General features: G+C 60.7%; 15 protein-coding genes and 2 pseudogenes. 15 read left to right on the forward strand and 2 right to left on the reverse strand.

Annotated features, from left to right (window positions below; translation table 11 throughout):
* Positions 1 to 82: 82 nt before the first annotated feature.
* Positions 83 to 862: pseudogene (locus K426_RS04705) on the forward strand (IS110 family transposase); the annotation flags it as partial.
* 258 nt (positions 863 to 1120) lie between these two features.
* On the opposite strand, the pseudogene K426_RS04710 reads toward K426_RS04705, so the two are convergent.
* Positions 1121 to 1444, reverse strand: a pseudogene (locus K426_RS04710) (IS5 family transposase); the annotation flags it as partial.
* A 408-nt stretch (positions 1445 to 1852) separates the two neighbouring features.
* Here K426_RS04710 and K426_RS04715 point away from each other — a divergent pair.
* From K426_RS04715 to K426_RS04745, 7 genes are read left to right on the forward strand one after another with little or no spacing between them, the layout of a single operon-like run.
* Positions 1853 to 3739 (forward strand): TonB-dependent receptor, encoded by a 1887-nt coding sequence (locus K426_RS04715; RefSeq protein WP_158511726.1) that lies wholly within the window; start codon positions 1853 to 1855, stop codon positions 3737 to 3739.
* 2 nt (positions 3740 to 3741) lie between these two features.
* Entirely contained in the window at positions 3742 to 4095 is a 354-nt protein-coding gene (locus tag K426_RS32800) for a TonB-dependent receptor (protein ID WP_066554375.1), read from the forward strand.
* A gap of 40 nt (positions 4096 to 4135) precedes the next feature.
* Positions 4136 to 4990, forward strand: coding sequence for an FAD binding domain-containing protein (locus tag K426_RS04725; protein ID WP_066554377.1), 855 nt, complete (start codon positions 4136 to 4138; stop codon positions 4988 to 4990).
* Positions 4990 to 5514 carry a (2Fe-2S)-binding protein gene (locus K426_RS04730; protein ID WP_066554380.1) on the forward strand — a complete coding sequence of 175 codons (525 nt, stop codon included), beginning with the start codon at positions 4990 to 4992 and terminating at the stop codon, positions 5512 to 5514. Before K426_RS04725 ends, K426_RS04730 begins: the two co-directional genes overlap by 1 nt.
* A complete protein-coding gene (locus K426_RS04735; protein WP_066554385.1) occupies positions 5511 to 7922 on the forward strand; it encodes a xanthine dehydrogenase family protein molybdopterin-binding subunit in 2412 nt (803 codons plus the stop codon). The genes K426_RS04730 and K426_RS04735 overlap by 4 nt, the downstream gene beginning before the upstream one ends.
* The gene (locus K426_RS04740) at positions 7919 to 8590 is read left to right on the forward strand and encodes an SRPBCC family protein (protein ID WP_066554390.1); all 672 of its coding nucleotides are present in this window, start codon (positions 7919 to 7921) and stop codon (positions 8588 to 8590) included. The genes K426_RS04735 and K426_RS04740 overlap by 4 nt, the downstream gene beginning before the upstream one ends.
* Before the next feature lie 27 nt (positions 8591 to 8617).
* Positions 8618 to 9628 (forward strand): XdhC family protein, encoded by a 1011-nt coding sequence (locus tag K426_RS04745; RefSeq protein WP_066554392.1) that lies wholly within the window; start codon positions 8618 to 8620, stop codon positions 9626 to 9628.
* Here the strand turns inward: K426_RS04745 and K426_RS04750 are convergent.
* Complete coding sequence (locus K426_RS04750; protein WP_237229785.1) at positions 9600 to 10148, reverse strand: winged helix DNA-binding protein; 549 nt, start codon at positions 10146 to 10148, stop codon at positions 9600 to 9602. The genes K426_RS04745 and K426_RS04750 overlap by 29 nt on opposite strands.
* A 213-nt stretch (positions 10149 to 10361) precedes the next feature.
* Between K426_RS04750 and K426_RS04755 the strand changes: the two genes are divergently transcribed.
* Genes K426_RS04755 through K426_RS04785 form a run of 7 tightly spaced genes read left to right on the forward strand, consistent with a single transcriptional unit; the run spans position 10362 to position 16818 of the window.
* Positions 10362 to 11708, forward strand: a complete 1347-nt coding sequence (locus K426_RS04755) for a Rieske 2Fe-2S domain-containing protein (RefSeq protein WP_066554396.1) — start codon at positions 10362 to 10364, stop codon at positions 11706 to 11708.
* A gap of 3 nt (positions 11709 to 11711) precedes the next feature.
* Positions 11712 to 12749 carry an FAD-binding oxidoreductase gene (locus K426_RS04760; RefSeq protein WP_066554398.1) on the forward strand — a complete coding sequence of 346 codons (1038 nt, stop codon included), beginning with the start codon at positions 11712 to 11714 and terminating at the stop codon, positions 12747 to 12749.
* The gene (locus K426_RS04765; RefSeq protein WP_066554414.1) at positions 12746 to 14071 is read left to right on the forward strand and encodes a M20 family metallopeptidase; all 1326 of its coding nucleotides are present in this window, start codon (positions 12746 to 12748) and stop codon (positions 14069 to 14071) included. The genes K426_RS04760 and K426_RS04765 overlap by 4 nt, the downstream gene beginning before the upstream one ends.
* A gap of 31 nt (positions 14072 to 14102) precedes the next feature.
* The gene (locus K426_RS04770; RefSeq protein ID WP_237229786.1) at positions 14103 to 15206 is read left to right on the forward strand and encodes an alcohol dehydrogenase catalytic domain-containing protein; all 1104 of its coding nucleotides are present in this window, start codon (positions 14103 to 14105) and stop codon (positions 15204 to 15206) included.
* Positions 15207 to 15244: 38 nt separating this feature from the next.
* On the forward strand, positions 15245 to 15775 hold the full coding sequence (locus K426_RS04775; protein WP_145907190.1) for a cupin domain-containing protein: 531 nt from the start codon (positions 15245 to 15247) through the stop codon (positions 15773 to 15775).
* Between the two features lie 55 nt (positions 15776 to 15830).
* A complete protein-coding gene (locus tag K426_RS04780; protein ID WP_066554421.1) occupies positions 15831 to 16046 on the forward strand; it encodes a hypothetical protein in 216 nt (71 codons plus the stop codon).
* Entirely contained in the window at positions 16039 to 16818 is a 780-nt protein-coding gene (locus K426_RS04785) for an SDR family NAD(P)-dependent oxidoreductase (protein ID WP_197672708.1), read from the forward strand. Before K426_RS04780 ends, K426_RS04785 begins: the two co-directional genes overlap by 8 nt.
* Positions 16819 to 16837: the final 19 nt, after the last annotated feature.

The following is a 16837-nucleotide window of genomic DNA, read 5'->3' on the forward strand; positions in this document are numbered from 1 at the left end:
AATGCGAAGGAGTGTTGGGCAGAAACGCCGATAATCGGCCGATCTGTCCACGTTCCTTCGCATTTTGAGAACCTGATGATTAGTGAAGGCCCAGAAGAACGACGATCGCGATGCCGAAGCTATCGCAGAGGCGGCGACACGGCCGACTATGCGGTTCGTGGAGCTGAAGAGCCAGGAGCAGTTGGACATGCAGACACTGCACCGGATTCGCGACCAGCTCGTCGGCGAGCGGACCTCACTGATGAACCAGATCAGGAGTTTGCTCCTCGAGCGCGGGCATATCGTCCCGCAAGGGCGTGCGAAGCTCGCGGTTCGGCTCGGCGAGATGCTCGAAGCCGAAGAACCCGTTCTGGGGTTTCGCATTCATCGGCTCGTCGCGGACATGCGCGCCCGCTGGATAGCGCTTGACGAGAGGATTGCGGACCTCGACGCCGAGTTCGCGCAAGCAGCGCTGACCGACGAGCGAACGCAGCGCCTGCTGACCATTCCCGGCATTGGCGCCCTCAACGCGACTGCACTGGTCGCTGCCGTCGGCGATGCCCGGACCTTTGCGCGTGGTCGCGATCTTGCTGCATGGTTGGGCCTGGTCCCGCGTCAGGCCACCACCGGCGGCAAACCTCGGTTGCTCGGCATTACCAAACGCGGCAGCCGATACCTGCGTAAGATCCTTATCCAGGGTGCACGTTCGTCGCTGCCGACGATGAGCAAGAGCGATACACGTCTGGGCGCATGGGTGCGCGGCCTGCTCTCGCGAGCGCATCAAAACACCGTCGTCGTCGCTCTTGCGGCCAAAATGGCGCGGATCGTCTGGGCACTTCTGCGCCACGGACGGACCTACGAACCCACATTGCTGGCGGCGTGAACGAGATCGGCCGATGCCCTTGGCATCCGCTGCATGATGTCTGCGGGAGGTGAGAAGAAGATGGCCTGACAGTCGACCGGTGTCTTGGAACCCTATGGCGCAAAATGGCACTTCGATGCCGGCCCCTTTATGAGGACCAGGACGCGCGGATCTCCATCTTGGCCAACGGCATCATGCCGAAAGGCCGGATACGTTTTCGCAGACTGCTCAGATCGTCAGAAACAAACCGCTTGCCGACGGGGCGGGCCATACGTTTCCGCCCACCGCCGATACGTGGCCGCGGACTATGGTGCTGTCGATCATATGCTGCCAGTCGTCGGTCAGTCCCAATTCCACCAATGTCGCCAGGATCGCATCCCACACGCCTTGCTCGGCCCAGCGCCGGAACCGCACATAGACTGAGTTCCACAGACCATAGCGTTCGTGCATATCCCGCCACGGACAGCCGACCCGCAAAACATGCAGCATGCCGTTGAGGAAACGCCGGTTATCATGGGCAGGACGGGACTTGCGACCGCGCTCCGATGGCAGCAGTCCCGCGATCACATCCCATTCCTCATCCGTCAGATCGCCCCGGCCCATCGTCGCTCCTCGCAAAGAGAAGCTCTGAATCAGAAATCAGGCCGATTGGGAATCCACTTTGTCAACGCGACCTAAGTGTGGTTTACAATTGATACTCAATGGACTATCTATTGACTAATGATGGGAAGTATGCGAGTTACCCAGCGTGCACCAAAATAGGATCGGCTAGGTCAGGACGATGCAGGAGCCGTTCCGTCCGCGAAGGAGCACCGGAAGCTTGCGCGCCAGGTTTTACTCGAAAGGGGAGATATTGGGATGAAAGCCCATAGATCAGGGATACTAACGCTATGTCTGGGATCGGCGTCGCTGTACGCTCTAATGCCATGTGCCGCGCTCGCGCAGGACGCGGTCGATAGCGGCACCGATATCGTCGTCACGGCAAACAAGCGCGAGCAGTCGATCAACAAGGTGGGCCTGGCGATCACGGCGCTTAGCGGCGACACGCTCAAGAGCCAAAACATTGTCTCCCTGAGCGACCTGGCAAATTCCATTCCCGGTCTCAGCTATGCCCCTTCGGCCACACAGACCCCGGTCTATACATTGCGCGGCGTCGGCTTTTACGAGACTTCCCTTGCGGCCTATCCGACGACCAGCGTCTACGTCGATCAGGTTCCGCTGTCGTTTCCGGCGCTCTCTACCCATGCCAATTTCGACTTGGAGCGGGTGGAAGTTCTCAAGGGACCGCAAGGGACGCTGTTCGGCCAGAACTCGACAGGCGGCGCGATCAACTTCATCGCAGCCAAGCCGACGAACAGCTTCGAAATGGGCGGCGATATATCCTATGGCCGCTTCAATCGTATCGAGGGGAATGCCTATGTCAGCGGACCGCTGACGGACACTCTGCGCGCTCGTCTTGCCGTCACCGGCGCGCATGCCGATGACTGGCAACGCAGCTATACGCGTAATGACAAACTGGGCGAAGTCGCTTACTACGGCGCACGTCTGCTACTCGACTGGGATCCGGTCGATACCGTCAGCGTCGAGATCAACCTCAATGGCTGGCGCGACCGGAGTGATCCGCAGGCCCCGCAATATCAGACCTTGTTGTCACAATCCCCGGCAACCACGGTTCCGGGTTTGCGGGCATTCCCCTTCTCCCCGTTCAATGCGCGCGCGGCCGACTGGACTCCCTCGACCCGCCCGCATGCAGACAACCGTCTGCTGCAAGGGTCGGCGCGTATCAATTGGGATGTGACAAGCGATATCACCGTGACCTCGATCACATCCTATGTAGACTACAAGCCCGATCAGGGATTCGAAACCGATGGCACTACTCTTATGGCCGATGATTTCATCGTCGACAAAGGGCGCATCAAATCCTTCAGCCAAGAGCTTAGAATCGCGAACAGACCGAGTGGTGCCCTCCGGTGGGTCTTGGGGGCGAACTACGAAAAGAGTCATGTCTACGAATATCAGTTGCAGACACTTTCTGACATCAGCACCGCTCCCATATTTGGTTACACCGGTGCTTATGTCTATTCAGACCAGCGCATGCGTAACTACGCGTTCTTCGCCAACGCCGAATACGACATCAACGAACGGATTACGTTGAAGGGCGGCGCCCGGTATACGAATGCGCGAAGGACCGCAGCGACCTGTACGGGCGATCCCGGGGATGGCACCTTCGCCGCTGCATTCGACGGTCTGGCAAATGCGATCCAGCTCGGATCCTTCCCGGTCGCCGGCTTCACCCCCACCGGCGTTCCCGTGCCGCCCATTGGCGCGGGTTGCGCGCCGCTCGACAACACCACGCTCGACGGAACGCCGGCGACCTATCTCCCCGGCGAATTCCGGGACATGCTGAAGGAAGACAATGTCTCCTGGCGCGCGGGTGTCGATTTCAAGGTGTCGGGGAACGCGCTGCTCTACGTCAATGTCGCAAAGGGGTACAAGGCGGGCAGCTTCCCTATCGCATCGGCCGCGACTTTCGAGCAGTTCCTGCCGGTGACGCAGGAATCGCTGCTGTCCTATGAAGCCGGCTTCAAACTGTCTGCGCTTGAGCGGCGCCTTCAGATCGTCGGCGCTGGCTTCTATTATGACTACAAGGATAAGCAGCTTCGTTCGAAGATCGTCGACCCGATTTTTGGCGTACTGGATGCGCTCGACAACATCCCCAAGTCCCGGATGATCGGTGCCGAACTGGATGTGACGCTCACGCCCGTTCCCGGCCTGACGCTTGCCGCGTCGGGCTCCATCCTCGACAGCAAGGTCACGAAATTCGTTGGCCTGGATACAGCCGGCGGGCCGATGGACTATAAGGGATCAGTCATTCCCTATACGCCTAAAATCAGTTGAGGTTGGCTGCCGACTATAAATGGCAGATGGGCAACGCCGAACCCTTCGTGGGCATCGTCTTCTCGACGCGCAGCAAGGCCAATGCCAATATCGGCGGGGCGCGCGGACTGGTGATTACACCCGACTTCGCATCGTCCGTAGCCCCCCAAGATACCTACACCATCCCCGGCTATTCGCTGGTGGACGTGCGCGCCGGCGCATCCTTCAACGATGGCCGCTATCGCGTGACGCTGTTTGGCAAGAACGTGTTCAACAAATACTATGTGACGAGCATATTCACCGACTACGACACCATTGCGCGGTTCGCCGGACAACCGGCGACATATGGTGTGACGGTCGCATTCAAATTCAATTGAGCGGCGGGGCAGGTATGAGACGAATCGGAGCACTGAATTCATGAAGTTTCCGCCTTTTTCTTATGCCTGTCCTACGTCCCTCGCAGATGCGATCGAATTGCTGAGCGATGATGAGGATGCCCGTCCGCTGGCGGGCGGGCAGTCGTTGCTTCCGATGATGGCCCTGCGCGTCGCCGCGCCCCGGATGCTGGTCGACCTTGGAGGCATAGACGGGCTTCGGCAAAGCAGCGTCCTCCCGGAGTCGATGCGGATTGGCGCGATGGTCACGCATGCTGCCAATGCGTCATCACTGGATATCTGGATGCATTTCCCGCTCATGTCCGAGGCGCTGCATCATGTAGCCCATCAGGCAGTACGAAGCCGGGGAACGTTCGGGGGAAGCCTCGCCCATGCGGATGCCGGGGCGGAAATGCCTCTCGTGGTGTCTGCGCTGGACGGCATGTTGCTGCTTGAGGGGCCCGGGGGATCGCGCTCCGTTGCAGCGGTTGATTTCTTTCAAGGCCACTACACCACCGCGATCGAGCCCGGCGAGATATTGACCGGCGTAGAGGTCCCCTTTTCTGACATGGAATGGGCGTTTGAGGAACTGGCACGGCGGTCGGGCGATCTCGCGATCGCGATGGCGGCCGCGGGCCTACGTATCGAGGACGGGATCTGCCGCAAGGCCCGGTTGATGCTCGGAAGCATTTCCGACCGCCCCATCCGCGCGGTAGCCGCCGAGGCCTATCTGATCGACCGGGAACTGACCCCATCGGTCATTCGCGAGGCGTCCGCTCTGGCGACGACGGACATTCATGCGCGGTCCGACACCCATGCGAGCGCCGAATACCGGATGTCACTGGCCACGACGTTGATGCGCCGCGCGCTCACCCGCCTCGCAACGGGAGCGTTTTGATGCGCAGGGCCGAAGAAGACCAAACGCTGGAGGTGATCGCCACCATCAACGGGCGCGAGCGGCGCTTCAGCGTCTTACCGCGTCTGAGCCTTGCGGACACATTGCGCGAGGAACTGGGCCTCTATGGAGTCCGGACGGGCTGCGAACACGGCGTCTGTGGCGCGTGCACCATCATCGTTGACGACCTGGCGGTCCGCTCATGCCTGATGCTTGGCGTACAGGCGGACGGCAAGACAATCCGGACTGTCGAAAGCCTGGCCAAGGGCAATACGCTGCATCCCCTGCAGGAGGCATTCCGCAGGCATCATGCACTGCAATGCGGTTTCTGCACCGCAGGTATCCTCGCGACGACACAGGCCTTGCTCGCGGAAAACCCCCATCCAACGCGCGGTGAGGTGCGCGAAACGCTGTCGGGCAATATCTGCCGCTGCACAGGGTACCAGACGATCGTGGATGCGATCATGGACTATGCGGAAACCGGACGGCCCGACATCGCTGACGGCGATCGGGAGTGTGCCGAATGAGCAAGAGCGAAGTCGCCCAGCTCAGACCCCAATCGATCGGCACGTCGATCCCGCGCCGCGAAGACCCCGGTCTGTTGACGGGTCGGGCACGTTACATCGCCGATATCGTCTTGCCCGACATGCTGCACGTTGCGATCCTGCGCAGTCCTGTCGCGCATGGCAGAATCAGGCACATCGATACTGCCCCAGCGTTGGCAATGCCCGGAGTGGAGCTGGTCTGGACAGGCCAGGACAGCGGCGCGCGCTGCCCGGGAATTGCGTCTGCGCTCGAACATAAGGGCTTCGTCGCGACCATCCAGCCGCTGCTTGCCTATGATGAGATCTGCTTCGTCGGCGAAAGCATTGCCGTCGTGGTCGCGCATAGCCGGGCCCAGGCGGAAGACGCGCTCGAACGGATCGAAGTCGACATCGAGGAGCTGCCCGTCGTCACCGATGTCGTAACGGCCATCGGCACGGACGATCTGGCCAATGCCGCGGTGCCGGCCAATCTCGTCTATCGCTCGCATCGGGTGGCGGATCCGGTGGAGGATGTCTTCGCCCAAGCCGCCCTGTCGGTCGAGGGAAGGTTCCTCACGCCACGCATCAACGCATCGCCGATGGAAACGCGCGGCTTCGTCGCCCGGCACGAATGGACCACGAATATGCTGACCTGCTGGTCGGCAACGCAGATGCCCAGCTTCATTAAAACGATGACAGCGATCTTTCTTCAGTTCCCCGAGCAGAATATCGAAGTCATCACGCCGATGGTCGGTGGCGGGTTCGGGCAGAAGGCGCATCTTCATCCCGAAGAATTGCTGACGTGCCTGCTCAGCATAGAACTGGGGCGACCGATCAGCTGGATCGAAGACCGGCAGGAAAATCTCTTCCGTGCCCCCCAAGCCAAACAGCAGATCAACGAAATTGCGCTCGCGCTGGACGATCAGGGCCGTTTTCTCGCGCTGCGCGATCGTGTGACGACCGACAGCGGTGCCTATAATTCCCTGCCGTGGACTCCATTGGTCGAGGGCCATTCCGGCATGCTGGTTGTTGCCGATCCCTATAAGATCGAACTTCTGTCCGCCGAATCCTTCTCCGTCACGACCAACAAATGCCCGATTGGCGCGTATCGCGGTGTGGGCTTTACCGCGCCTACTCTCGCGCGCGAGGTGTTGATTGACCGAGCGGCGCGGAAACTGGGCTTGTCGCCTTTCGAGATCCGACGGCGCAATGTTCTGCGACAGGAGGATTTTCCTTATCAGACCCGGGCCGGCATGACGATCCGCGAAGGTACTTTCCTCGAAACCGTGGACCGGCTCGAGGCAATGGTCGGCTACGAAGACTTTCGAGAGCGGCAGAAGGAAGCTCTCGGGCAAGGCCGTCTGCTCGGCCTGGGCATCTCGATTTTCAGCGAGATCAGCGGGATCGGCACGCGCGCGCTCAATTTTCTCGATTATCCGCTGACCTCTCACGATACGGCGACCGTTCGTGTCGAGCCCACCGGTAAGGTAACGGTCACGACCGGCATTGTCACATCCGGTCAGGGCAATCCAACCACGCTTGCCCAGATCGCGGCAGACGCCTTTGGCGTGTCCGTAGACGATGTCACCATTTTGGCTGGCAGCACCAATCATGCGGTCGGATTCGGCAACGTGGCCAGTCGGTCCGCCGTGTTCGGAGCGGGGACAATCGGCCGTGCCGCCGAAATCGTGCGAGGGCGGATGCGCGCCGTCGCCGCGCGGCTGCTTCAGGCTTCGCCCGACGAGATAGAGATGAGCGGCGGCATGATCCACGTCCGTGACGATCCTGGCCGCAAGATGCCGTTCGCAGCCGTTGCCGGCGCGGCCTATTTTGCTGAGGCGACGCATCCCGACAATTTCGATCCGGCGCTGGAAGCCACTGCCGCGTTCGACCCGTCCGACATCGTGCTCGCCAATGGCGGCCATGCGGTGATCGTCGAGATCAACATCGAGACCTGTCTGGCGCGCGTCGAGAAGGCCTATGCCGTCGAGGACTGCGGTCGGATGGTCAATCCGATGATCGTTGAGGGCCAGATCAGAGGTGGCCTGGCACAAGGAGTGGGCATGATCCTGCTCGAAGAACTGGTTCATGACGAGCGGGGACAGCTCATAACGTCCACGTTTCAGGACTATCTGCTGCCGACCAGCCTCGACATCCCGGACATTGAGATATCCCATCTGGAAACGCCGTCCTCGCTCGTGCCTGGCGGGATCAAGGGCATGGGCGAGTCCGCGATGATTTCGGCGCCTGCGGCTGTCGCAGGTGCGGTCAACGACGCGCTCGCCTGCCTCGACGCCAAGATCGAGCAGTTTCCTGCCTCGCCCCAGCGGATTTTCGAAGCCCTGTCGAAAGCCGGTGCGTGGGCACGGGCCGAACACCTCGACGGCATTAAGGAGGAACCAGACCGGTGAATTTCCAGTATCGTTTCAAACTGCCCGTACCGGTCGAACGAGCATGGCCCATCCTCCTTGATGTTCGTCGCGTGGCATCCTGCATGCCCGGGGCAGGCATCGAATCCGGCGAAGGGGACGATTATGTCGGCCGCATGAAAGTGAAGGTCGGCCCGATCGAGATGGCCTATAGTGGAGATCTCCATTTCGTAGAGCGGGACGGAGCCGCGCATCGCATGAAAGTGGAAGGCGTGGGCCGCGAGGTGCGTGGCGGCGGCGGCGCCAAGGCGGTTGTGACGATGCAGGCCTCGTCTGTTCCGGGCGGCTGCGACATCGCAATCGACAGCGAATATGAACTCAGCGGTCGCGCCGCGCAATTCGGCACGGGTATGATAGATGAGATCGGCGCCAAGTTGATGCAGGAATTTGCCCGGCGTCTTGAGAAACTGATCCTAGGCAGTGGTTCGCAGGAGTCCGTCCCGGCAGGAGCTACCTCAAAGCCACCATCAATGCCGCAACCTGCGATGGCCACTGCATCATCGGCTCGACAGGACTGGCCGGAAGAGGAGAATGAAGCGCTCGACCTCGTCGGCTTAGCCTGGGCACCGGTGCTTCGGCGTAGCCTGCCGATCATTCATCTGCTGATCTCCGCGGCGACGCTGATCTATTTGATCGTTCGCCTGCAATGACCCGCAGCGATTGAACGAGCGTTTGCCATGAAAGGTGCCTCGGCCCTCTTCCGGTTTCTGAACGATGCCGCAGCCCGCGGCGAACGCACCGCGCTGGTGACGATCACCGGCGTTGTTGGCCAATCCTCGCGTGCGCCAGGAACACACATGGCCGTCGCCGAAAGCGGGACCTATCACGGCTCTCTTTCGGGCGGCTGTGTGGAGGCAGCCGTCGTTGGCGAGGCGCTCCGCATCATGAAGTCGTGCATTCCGGAATGTGTGCGTTTCGGTGCAGGTTCGCCCTATATCGACATTCGGCTCCCCTGCGGCGGCGGACTGGACTTGCTGATCATTCCCGATCCGGCCCAGGAGAGCATAAAGGCGGCGCAGCGGATGCTGGACGGCCGCGTCGCGGTCGCGCTTGTTGTCGGGCGTGACGGCGGCCTTGCTACGGAAGAGATTCATGCCTCCACAATCGGTTGGCGTGGGAATGCCTTTGTTGCACATCATCATCCCGACCTCCGTCTGGTCATCGTTGGACACGGCACAGAGACCGAAGTCCTGGCTCAGCTCGCTTACCCTTATGGCGCGCAGGTCACCGTCATCAGTCCCGACGCGGACCTCCTCGCCAGGGTGGCGGAATGGGGCGTGCCGGGCTTCTTGCTCAAGACACCGGCGCGGTCGGATCATTTGCGGATAGACGGTTATACGGCTGTGGTGATGCTGTTCCACGATCATGACTGGGAACCGGATCTGATCATGCAGGCATTAGAACAGGACGCATTGTTCATAGGCGCCATGGGAAGCCGAACAACGCATGCGCGGCGCCTGGCGGAACTGCGGTCACGCGGTGTCGAAGACGTAGCGTTGAAGCGTCTGGTCGGGCCGATCGGCCTGATCCCGGCAACACGTGACCCTGAAACGCTGGCGCTTTCGATCCTCAGCCAGATTGCGGCGCTGTATCAGTCGCTGATCCTTGCACGCAGACTCCAGCCTGCGAGCAGGTCGACCGACATGGAAAATAATCCGCTCAGGAGGGTGGCAGTTCGTTCGGCGTGATGGTTGCGCTGTCACGAGCAGCCTCTTCATAAACTCCCGTCAGTATCGAGAGAAAATTGGTGAGCATTTCCAGCTTTTCTGGCACATCCTGAATCTGCATCAGGCGATTCATTAAGATCTGCGCCTTAATACCGTGGTATTCGTCGGTAACTTTTTCGCCCTTTTCAGTGACCGCATAGGCGAATTGATTTCCTTTTCCTTCACGGATTTTTTGGACCAGGCCAGCCGATTCAAGTTTCCGAAGACAATATTGTATATTCGGAAGATCATCCCGGTTCATAAGTCGAGCAATGGTAGCGCCATTCTTCGGCCGATCCTGCATGCGAATTATGTGCAGAATTATATGTTCCGACATCTTCAGGTCACTTGTGAAGATGACTGAACCCGTTTCAGCGACAAACCGGGCAAACGATTCTGAGAAGCGCAGCACCGACCATTCGAAACCGGTAACGCGATATTCGAAATCTGATTTCGCCAAGTGCCAGCCTCGATAATATTTTGGTTCCATGACGCTGTTCATCTCGATTTTTCAGGACCTTCTATGAAAATCGCATGGCGCGCGGCCTACCGCAACGGGACAATCCCTTCAAGTTGCGAATCCTTTTTATCCATGCTCGATTGAAAATCTATTGACTTTCTCTTGATAAACTGGCTTCTCGCCTTCGAGTGCAGCCATGTCCCTTAGCGCGATGCGGGGGGGGGCGGCCGGGCATCAAAAATGGCGGAGAGACTAATGAGCGAGAGCGATACTTCGATCGTGCGACGGCGCCAGGTCCGTGGAGGCGACGACGCTGGCGCGGCCCGGGTGAACGATACCGGTCTTCAAAGCCAGTATCAGCCATACAAGGACGCAGCCTGGGGTTTTATCAATCACTGGTATCCCGCGCTGTTCAGCGAGGAACTTCCTGAGGAAGCTGTCGAAGGAATTCAGATTTGTGGAATCCCCATCGTGCTGCGCCGGGTGGAGGGCAAGATCTATGCATTGAAGGATCAGTGCGTTCACCGGGGAGTCCGTCTGTCCGCCAAGCCGACCTGCTTTACCAAGGATTCGATCAGCTGTTGGTATCATGGCTTCACCTTCGATCTTGAAAACGGCAAGCTTTCGACGATCGTCGCCAATCCCGACGATCCGCTGATCGGCACGACGGGATTAACCACCTATCCGGTGGAAGAGGTGGCGGGCATGATCTTCGTGTTCGTACGCGAGGATGACTTTGCGCTCGAAGACGTGCCGCCGCTGGCCGAAGATTTACCCTATCGGTTCCCGCAGAACAGCGAGCGTTTTCCGCACCCGCTCTGGCCTGCGGCGCCCAGCATTCTGGATGAGGGTGCGGTGACCAAGGGGATGCATCGCACTGGCTTTGGCGACTGGCGCATCGCGTGCGAAAACGGCTTCGATAACGCACATATCCTTGTCCACAAGGATAACAGCATCGTCCATGCGCTGAACTGGACGCTGCCGCTCGGCATTTTGCCGACCTCCGAAGACTGCATTGAGGTGGTCGAGGACGAGGGGCAGCCCAAGGGCATGATGCAGTGGCTGTTCACCGACAAGTGGGCGCCGGTTCTCGAGAACGAGCGGCTCGGCCTCAAGATCGAAGGGATGAACGGACGTTTCTATCGAACCTCGGTTGTGCTGCCCGGCGTTCTGATGGTCGAAAACTGGCCGGAAGAACATGTCGTCCAGTATGAATGGTATGTTCCGATCACCCACGACACCCATGAATACTGGGAGGTCCTGGTGAAGATATGTCCCGCCGAGGAAGACCGGAAGGCTTACGACTATCGCTACAAGACATTCTACAAGCCGCTGGCGCTGAATGGCTTCAATGACTGCGATATCTACGCTCGTGAGGCGATGCAGGACTTCTATGCCGATGGTAGCGGCTGGGATGACGAACAACTCGTCTCCACCGATGTTTCACCGATCACCTGGCGCAAGCTCGCCTCGCGCTGGAACCGTGGCATCGCCAAGCCGCCGCGCGGTGTGGAGGGCAAAATTCCGACCACGAGCCTTCGCATGCGCCGCACAGCCGAGGGCGTGCCTCCCGGTTACAAAGTCCAGAAGATCGAGGACTGATCGGTGGCCGGCTCTGCCGACGTGCTCCTGGCTTTCGCTGACGGTGTCGAGCGCACCGTCAGTGTAAAGCCGGGTGAGAGCATACTGGATGCAGGCATCGCTGCCGATCTGCCGCTGCTCTACCAGTGCCGGTCGGGAAGCTGCTCCAGTTGCGTTGCCCGGTTGATCGCCGGGGAAACGCGGCAAGCGGGTGGACACACCACGTTGCTCCGCAGCGAATACGAAGCTGGAATGCGGCTGCTGTGCCAGACGCAGGCGATCGGCTCTTGCCGGTTCGAACTCGGCTATGACAGCGAGGCAGGCGCGGTCCGGGCGACCAAGGCGAAGGCTTTCGTCAACGAGGTCGAGCGCATTGCCTCCAATGTCGTGCGGCTGCGGCTGGAACTGGCGGACGGCTTCTGGGTGGATTTCCGTCCGGGGCAGTTCTTCCAGATTTCAGTTCCCGGCGCCGAGGCTGTGCGCAGCTATTCGCCCGCCAGCACCCCGAAGGATCTGCCGCATCTGGATTTCCTCATCCGGCTCCTGCCGGGCGGCGTTATGTCGCAATGGCTGACTGACGAAGCCAAACCGGACGATGTGCTGGATATCGAAGGTGCGTTCGGCGCCTTCTTTCTGCGCGACAAGGTACGTGCGCCGCATATCCTGGTAGCTGGCGGTACTGGTCTTGCGCCGATGCTCTCCATTCTTGACGGACTGCGAGCCCAGTCCGGTCCGAAACCCAGGACCGTCTTGAGCTTCGGTTGCACCGATCCCGATGCGTTGTTCGGTCTCGATGCAATCCGCTTGCGCGAACAGTGGATGCCGACCCTGCGCTCGCGCATATCCGTCGATCGCGGGGCAACGGGTTCTTTGCTGGCGGGCAATCCGGTGGACGCGCTGGGGCCGGATGACGTCACCCACCCCGATACGGTCGCTTATCTGTGTGGTCCGCCCCGGATGATCGAGGCCGCCTTCGCCCGGTTGGAGGAGCTGGGCGTCAACCCGGACAACATCTTTGCCGAACAGTTCGTGCCCAGCGAAGCCGCGGGAGGAAATCCATGAAGCCCACAGTGCAGGTGCCTTTCGGCGAACAGCGTCAGCAATGGCTGGATGCGACGGTCGCACGGCTTGATCCCACGCGGCTCCAGCGGCTGATCTTCGATCTGACGGATATTCATAGCCCGACGGGCGCAACCCGCGAAGCCAGCGAGTTCATGGCATCCCGGCTTGGCAAGATCGGCATGAATGCGCGCTACATGCCGATAAACGAGATCACCGGCAATGTGCTTGCCGAAAAGCGTGGCAGCGGCGGCGGTGCAGCGGTGATGCTTTATTGCCCAATCGATACGCATCTGGAAGGCAATGCGGACGATCAGCCATGGGTCGGTCCGTCCCACTTCATTGATCTTCATCCGCAGGCGAAGATTCTGGGGGACTGGGTCTATGGTTTGGGAGCATCCAATCCCAAGGGGATGATCGCCACGCTGACCGAGGTGGCGACCGCGCTGATCGAGGCGGAAGTGCCGCTTACCGGCGATCTGCTGTTCGGCCTTGCCGATGGCGGCATGCCGGTGGACATTGCCGCGCGCGATCATGCGGGCATGTCCAATGGCCTGCATCACCTGCTGGCGCGCGGCGCGGCGGCGGATTTCGCCATTATCATGAAGCCGTGGAACTTCGTCTATCACGAAGAGCCGGGCATCGGCTGGTTCCGCCTGCGTGTTCTGGGCAGCTATGGTTACGCCGGAGTACCGCGCGGAACGCCGGGCTTTCGCAGTTCCATCATTCCGGCGGCCACAGTCATTCCTGAACTGGAACAATGGCTGATCGACTATGCCGATCGCAATGAGTCGGGCGTCATCAAGCCGCACGGCTGGATAGCGGGCATCCGTTCCGGCTCTGACGAGCGGCCCTCGTTCCCTTCGGCGGTGACCGAGCTGTTCTTCGACTTGCGGATCAACCCGCGCACCAGTCCGGCGGAAGTGAAGGCGCAGTTTGCGGCTTTCGTGCGCGATCTTTCGGCGCGTTTTCCCGATCTGGAGCTGGAATGGGACATGTATGGTTCCGTGCCTGGCGGCACGACCGATCCCGATAATTGGATTATCCAGTCTGCCCGGCGTGGCTGGGAGACGGAGGAGGGGCGTCCGCATCCCGTGCCCGATCCGCTGGGCGGGCAGACCGATGGCGCCGCGCTGCGCCGATATGGGGTACCCACTGCACGGATCGGCTGGCCTTGGCCAGCGAGTGGATCGCCCGAACCGGTGGCGGAAGGACTGGGTGGCATGGGCGCGACTTACGTGCCCGATCTGATGCCCTGCGCGCGCAAGATTGCCTACGCACTGATCGACACATTGACCCGCCCGCGCAGCGAACTGGGCCTTTGAAAACACGAACCGACGACGAGGAGAGAAGCAAATGGCCAAGATGAACGCGGCGCGTGTCCACGCGCCCGGCGGGTCCTTTCTGGTAGATGAAATCGATCGCCCTGCGCCCCGCGCGCTCGACGTTGTGGTCGCGGTCAAGGCGGCTGGCGTTGTTCCCAATCTGCGCAACGTGATGAGCAATTATGGTGACCGGGCCTATCTCACGGTGCCGCCGCTTCCGGCTATTTATGGGCTGGATGCCGCAGGCGTAGTTGAGGAAGTGGGAGAGATGGTGACGGGCATCGCGCCCGGTGATCGGGTTTATATCAATCCCGGCCGCTCATGCGGATCGTGCCACGCCTGCCGTTCGCTCGATGCGATCAATTGTACGGCCTATACCTTTCAAGGCTATTTCGGCTTTGGTCCGGCATCAACGGAAGTCTATCGCAATTATCCCTATGGCGGTTTCAGCCAGTATGCGACCGCGCCTGCCAACGGACTGGTGAAACTGCCCGAAGCGGTGAGCTTTGAGCAGGCGGCGCGATTCGGATACCTCGGCACCGCCTATTCGGGCCTTGTCAAAGCCGGGGTTGGACCGGGGCGGACGGTGCTTATCAACGGGGCGAGCGGCACGCTGGGCCTTGGCGCTGTCTTGCTGGCGCTGGCCATGGGCGCGACGCGGGTTCTGGGCGTGGGGCGGAATAAGGAACTGCTGGGGCGGGTGCGGGCGATCGATCCTTCGCGAATATTTGTGCTGTCATCTGGTGAGGAGCCTGTTGGCGATTGGGCCAAGGGGCTGACCGATGGGCTGGGCGTGGATGCCGTACTCGATACAATGGGGCCGGGTGCGCCCGCGCAAGTGATGATCGATGCCATCGACGCGCTGCGGCGCGGCGGCAAACTGGTCGACGTGGGCGGGATGAACGCGCCGATTTCGGTCAACATGCATCAATTGATGTGCGCGCAGATCAGCCTTGTAGGCTCACTCTGGTTCACCGTGGCTGAAGGGCAGGACGTGGCCGCGATGGCTGCTGCCGGAACGCTGGACCTGTCCGTTTTCGAACATCGTGTTTTCCCGCTCGATCAGGTGAACGAGGCGCTTGCCGTCGCTGAAAAGCGCGCGGGCGGCTTCGTCAACGTGGTCGTCCAGCCCTGATGCACGGCGCTTGAACGCGCAAGGAAAGGAAAATTGAGATGGTAAGACGTGTGGTAACGGCGGAGCGCGATGGACGTTCCTATGTCATGTCTGATGGACCGGTCAGCAACACGCACAACTTTGCTGCGGTGCCCGGATTCCAGACGACGCTGGCGTGGGAAGCTCCAGCGGTGCCCAGCCTGCCTTTTGACGGGAAAGATCCTGTTGCGCAGGTGGTTTCCATGCTGCCTTCGCCGCACGGTTCCTCGTTCATCATCGTTCAGTTCCCGCCTGACAGTGTGATGGCTTCTCCCGATTTCGATCCCGAAGCCGCCGGCGCCGAACAGATGAAGTTCCTGCCCGGTCTTGCCGAGACGTTCGATCCCGATGGTTCGGGCAAGCACAAGACCATGACGGTCGATTACGACATCATCCTCGAAGGGGAACTGTGGATGGAGCTGGATGATGGCGAGCTTACCCATCTCAAGGCCGGGGATGTCGTCATCCAGAACGGCACGCGCCACGCGTGGCGCAATCTTGGCGACAAGCCTGCGCGCATGGCGTCCATCCTGATCGGGGGCGGGCAATAAGACCTGCGGGGCGGTGTTGCCGCCTTCGCATTTTGGCATCGGACAGAACGCTACCATGATTGTCAACGACCTCCATTATGCTGATCTGGCGACTGTGGATATTGGCCGCGAAGCTTCGGCCATGACGTGTCAGCCGTGTGCGCCAGCGGCGAACGGAGCGCCGCTTGGCTTTCAGCTTGCGGCGGCGCGGGGGCGTAAAGACCTTTTATTGCGCGCGGGAATCGCCTTCCAGCGCGAGACGCTCTGGCACCTGAACCGCCCGATTGACTGACAGCAAGACGCTCTGGGAACTGAACGAAATGGAACTGCGCGGAAAATACGGGATCGTAACCGGGGGCGGAAGTGGCATGGGCCGCGCTGCGGCTCTCGCCATGGCACGAGAGGGCGCGACGTTGCTTCTGGTCGGCCGCCGTCTTGCGCCGCTGGAAGACCTTTGCTCGGAGATCGCGGGCCTGGGCGGCACAGCCTTTGCTCACAGCGCGGACGTTTCGGTACGTGACGGGATCAAGGGCGTAGTGGACGCGGCGGTCAGCCGCTTCGGGAGGCTGGATCTCGCTTTCAACAACGCAGGCGGCCATGCCGATTTCAAGCCAATCGACCAGATCCCTGAGGACGAGGCCGAATGGGTGATCAACCTCAATTTCAAGGCCGTTTACTGGGGCGTGAAATACCAGTTCGAAGCGATGGCGGAGACAGGCGGCGCCATCGTCAACAATGCCTCGATCTTCGGGCTCAAGGCGATGCCGGGCCTGTCCCACTATGTCGCGAGCAAGTTCGCGGTCGTCGGGCTGACCAAGGCGGCCGCGCTGGACGGCGCCAAGGCGGGTATCCGGGTCAACGCGGTCTGTCCCGGCGGCACACTTACCCCCAATTTCCTGAAAGTCACCGGCGGAGACGCACATGCGATGGATGATGCCGTGCCCATGGGGCGCATCGGCCAGCCCGCGGAAGTGGCCGAAGCAGTTGTTTGGCTCATGTCCCCACGCGCTGCCTATGTGACCGGCGCGGCGCTGCCGGTCGATGGCGGCATGTCCGCCGGGTGATGCGCTCTTCTTCTCAACT

This window comes from Sphingobium sp. TKS (assembly GCF_001563265.1).
In the GTDB taxonomy this organism is placed as follows: domain Bacteria; phylum Pseudomonadota; class Alphaproteobacteria; order Sphingomonadales; family Sphingomonadaceae; genus Sphingobium.

What these genes read in the sequence shown, in the direction of transcription:
- K426_RS04725 (WP_066554377.1), top strand. Translation starts at nt 4,136, where the DNA reads ATGAAGTTTCCGCCTTTTTCTTATGCCTGTCCTACGTCCCTCGCAGAT.
- K426_RS04730 (WP_066554380.1), top strand. Translation starts at nt 4,990, where the DNA reads ATGCGCAGGGCCGAAGAAGACCAAACGCTGGAGGTGATCGCCACCATC.
- K426_RS04735 (WP_066554385.1), top strand. Translation starts at nt 5,511, where the DNA reads ATGAGCAAGAGCGAAGTCGCCCAGCTCAGACCCCAATCGATCGGCACG.
- K426_RS04745 (WP_066554392.1), top strand. Translation starts at nt 8,618, where the DNA reads ATGAAAGGTGCCTCGGCCCTCTTCCGGTTTCTGAACGATGCCGCAGCC.
- K426_RS04750 (WP_237229785.1), bottom strand. Translation starts at nt 10,148, where the DNA reads ATGAACAGCGTCATGGAACCAAAATATTATCGAGGCTGGCACTTGGCG.
- K426_RS04755 (WP_066554396.1), top strand. Translation starts at nt 10,362, where the DNA reads ATGAGCGAGAGCGATACTTCGATCGTGCGACGGCGCCAGGTCCGTGGA.
- K426_RS04765 (WP_066554414.1), top strand. Translation starts at nt 12,746, where the DNA reads ATGAAGCCCACAGTGCAGGTGCCTTTCGGCGAACAGCGTCAGCAATGG.
- K426_RS04770 (WP_237229786.1), top strand. Translation starts at nt 14,103, where the DNA reads ATGGCCAAGATGAACGCGGCGCGTGTCCACGCGCCCGGCGGGTCCTTT.
- K426_RS04775 (WP_145907190.1), top strand. Translation starts at nt 15,245, where the DNA reads ATGGTAAGACGTGTGGTAACGGCGGAGCGCGATGGACGTTCCTATGTC.
- K426_RS04780 (WP_066554421.1), top strand. Translation starts at nt 15,831, where the DNA reads ATGATTGTCAACGACCTCCATTATGCTGATCTGGCGACTGTGGATATT.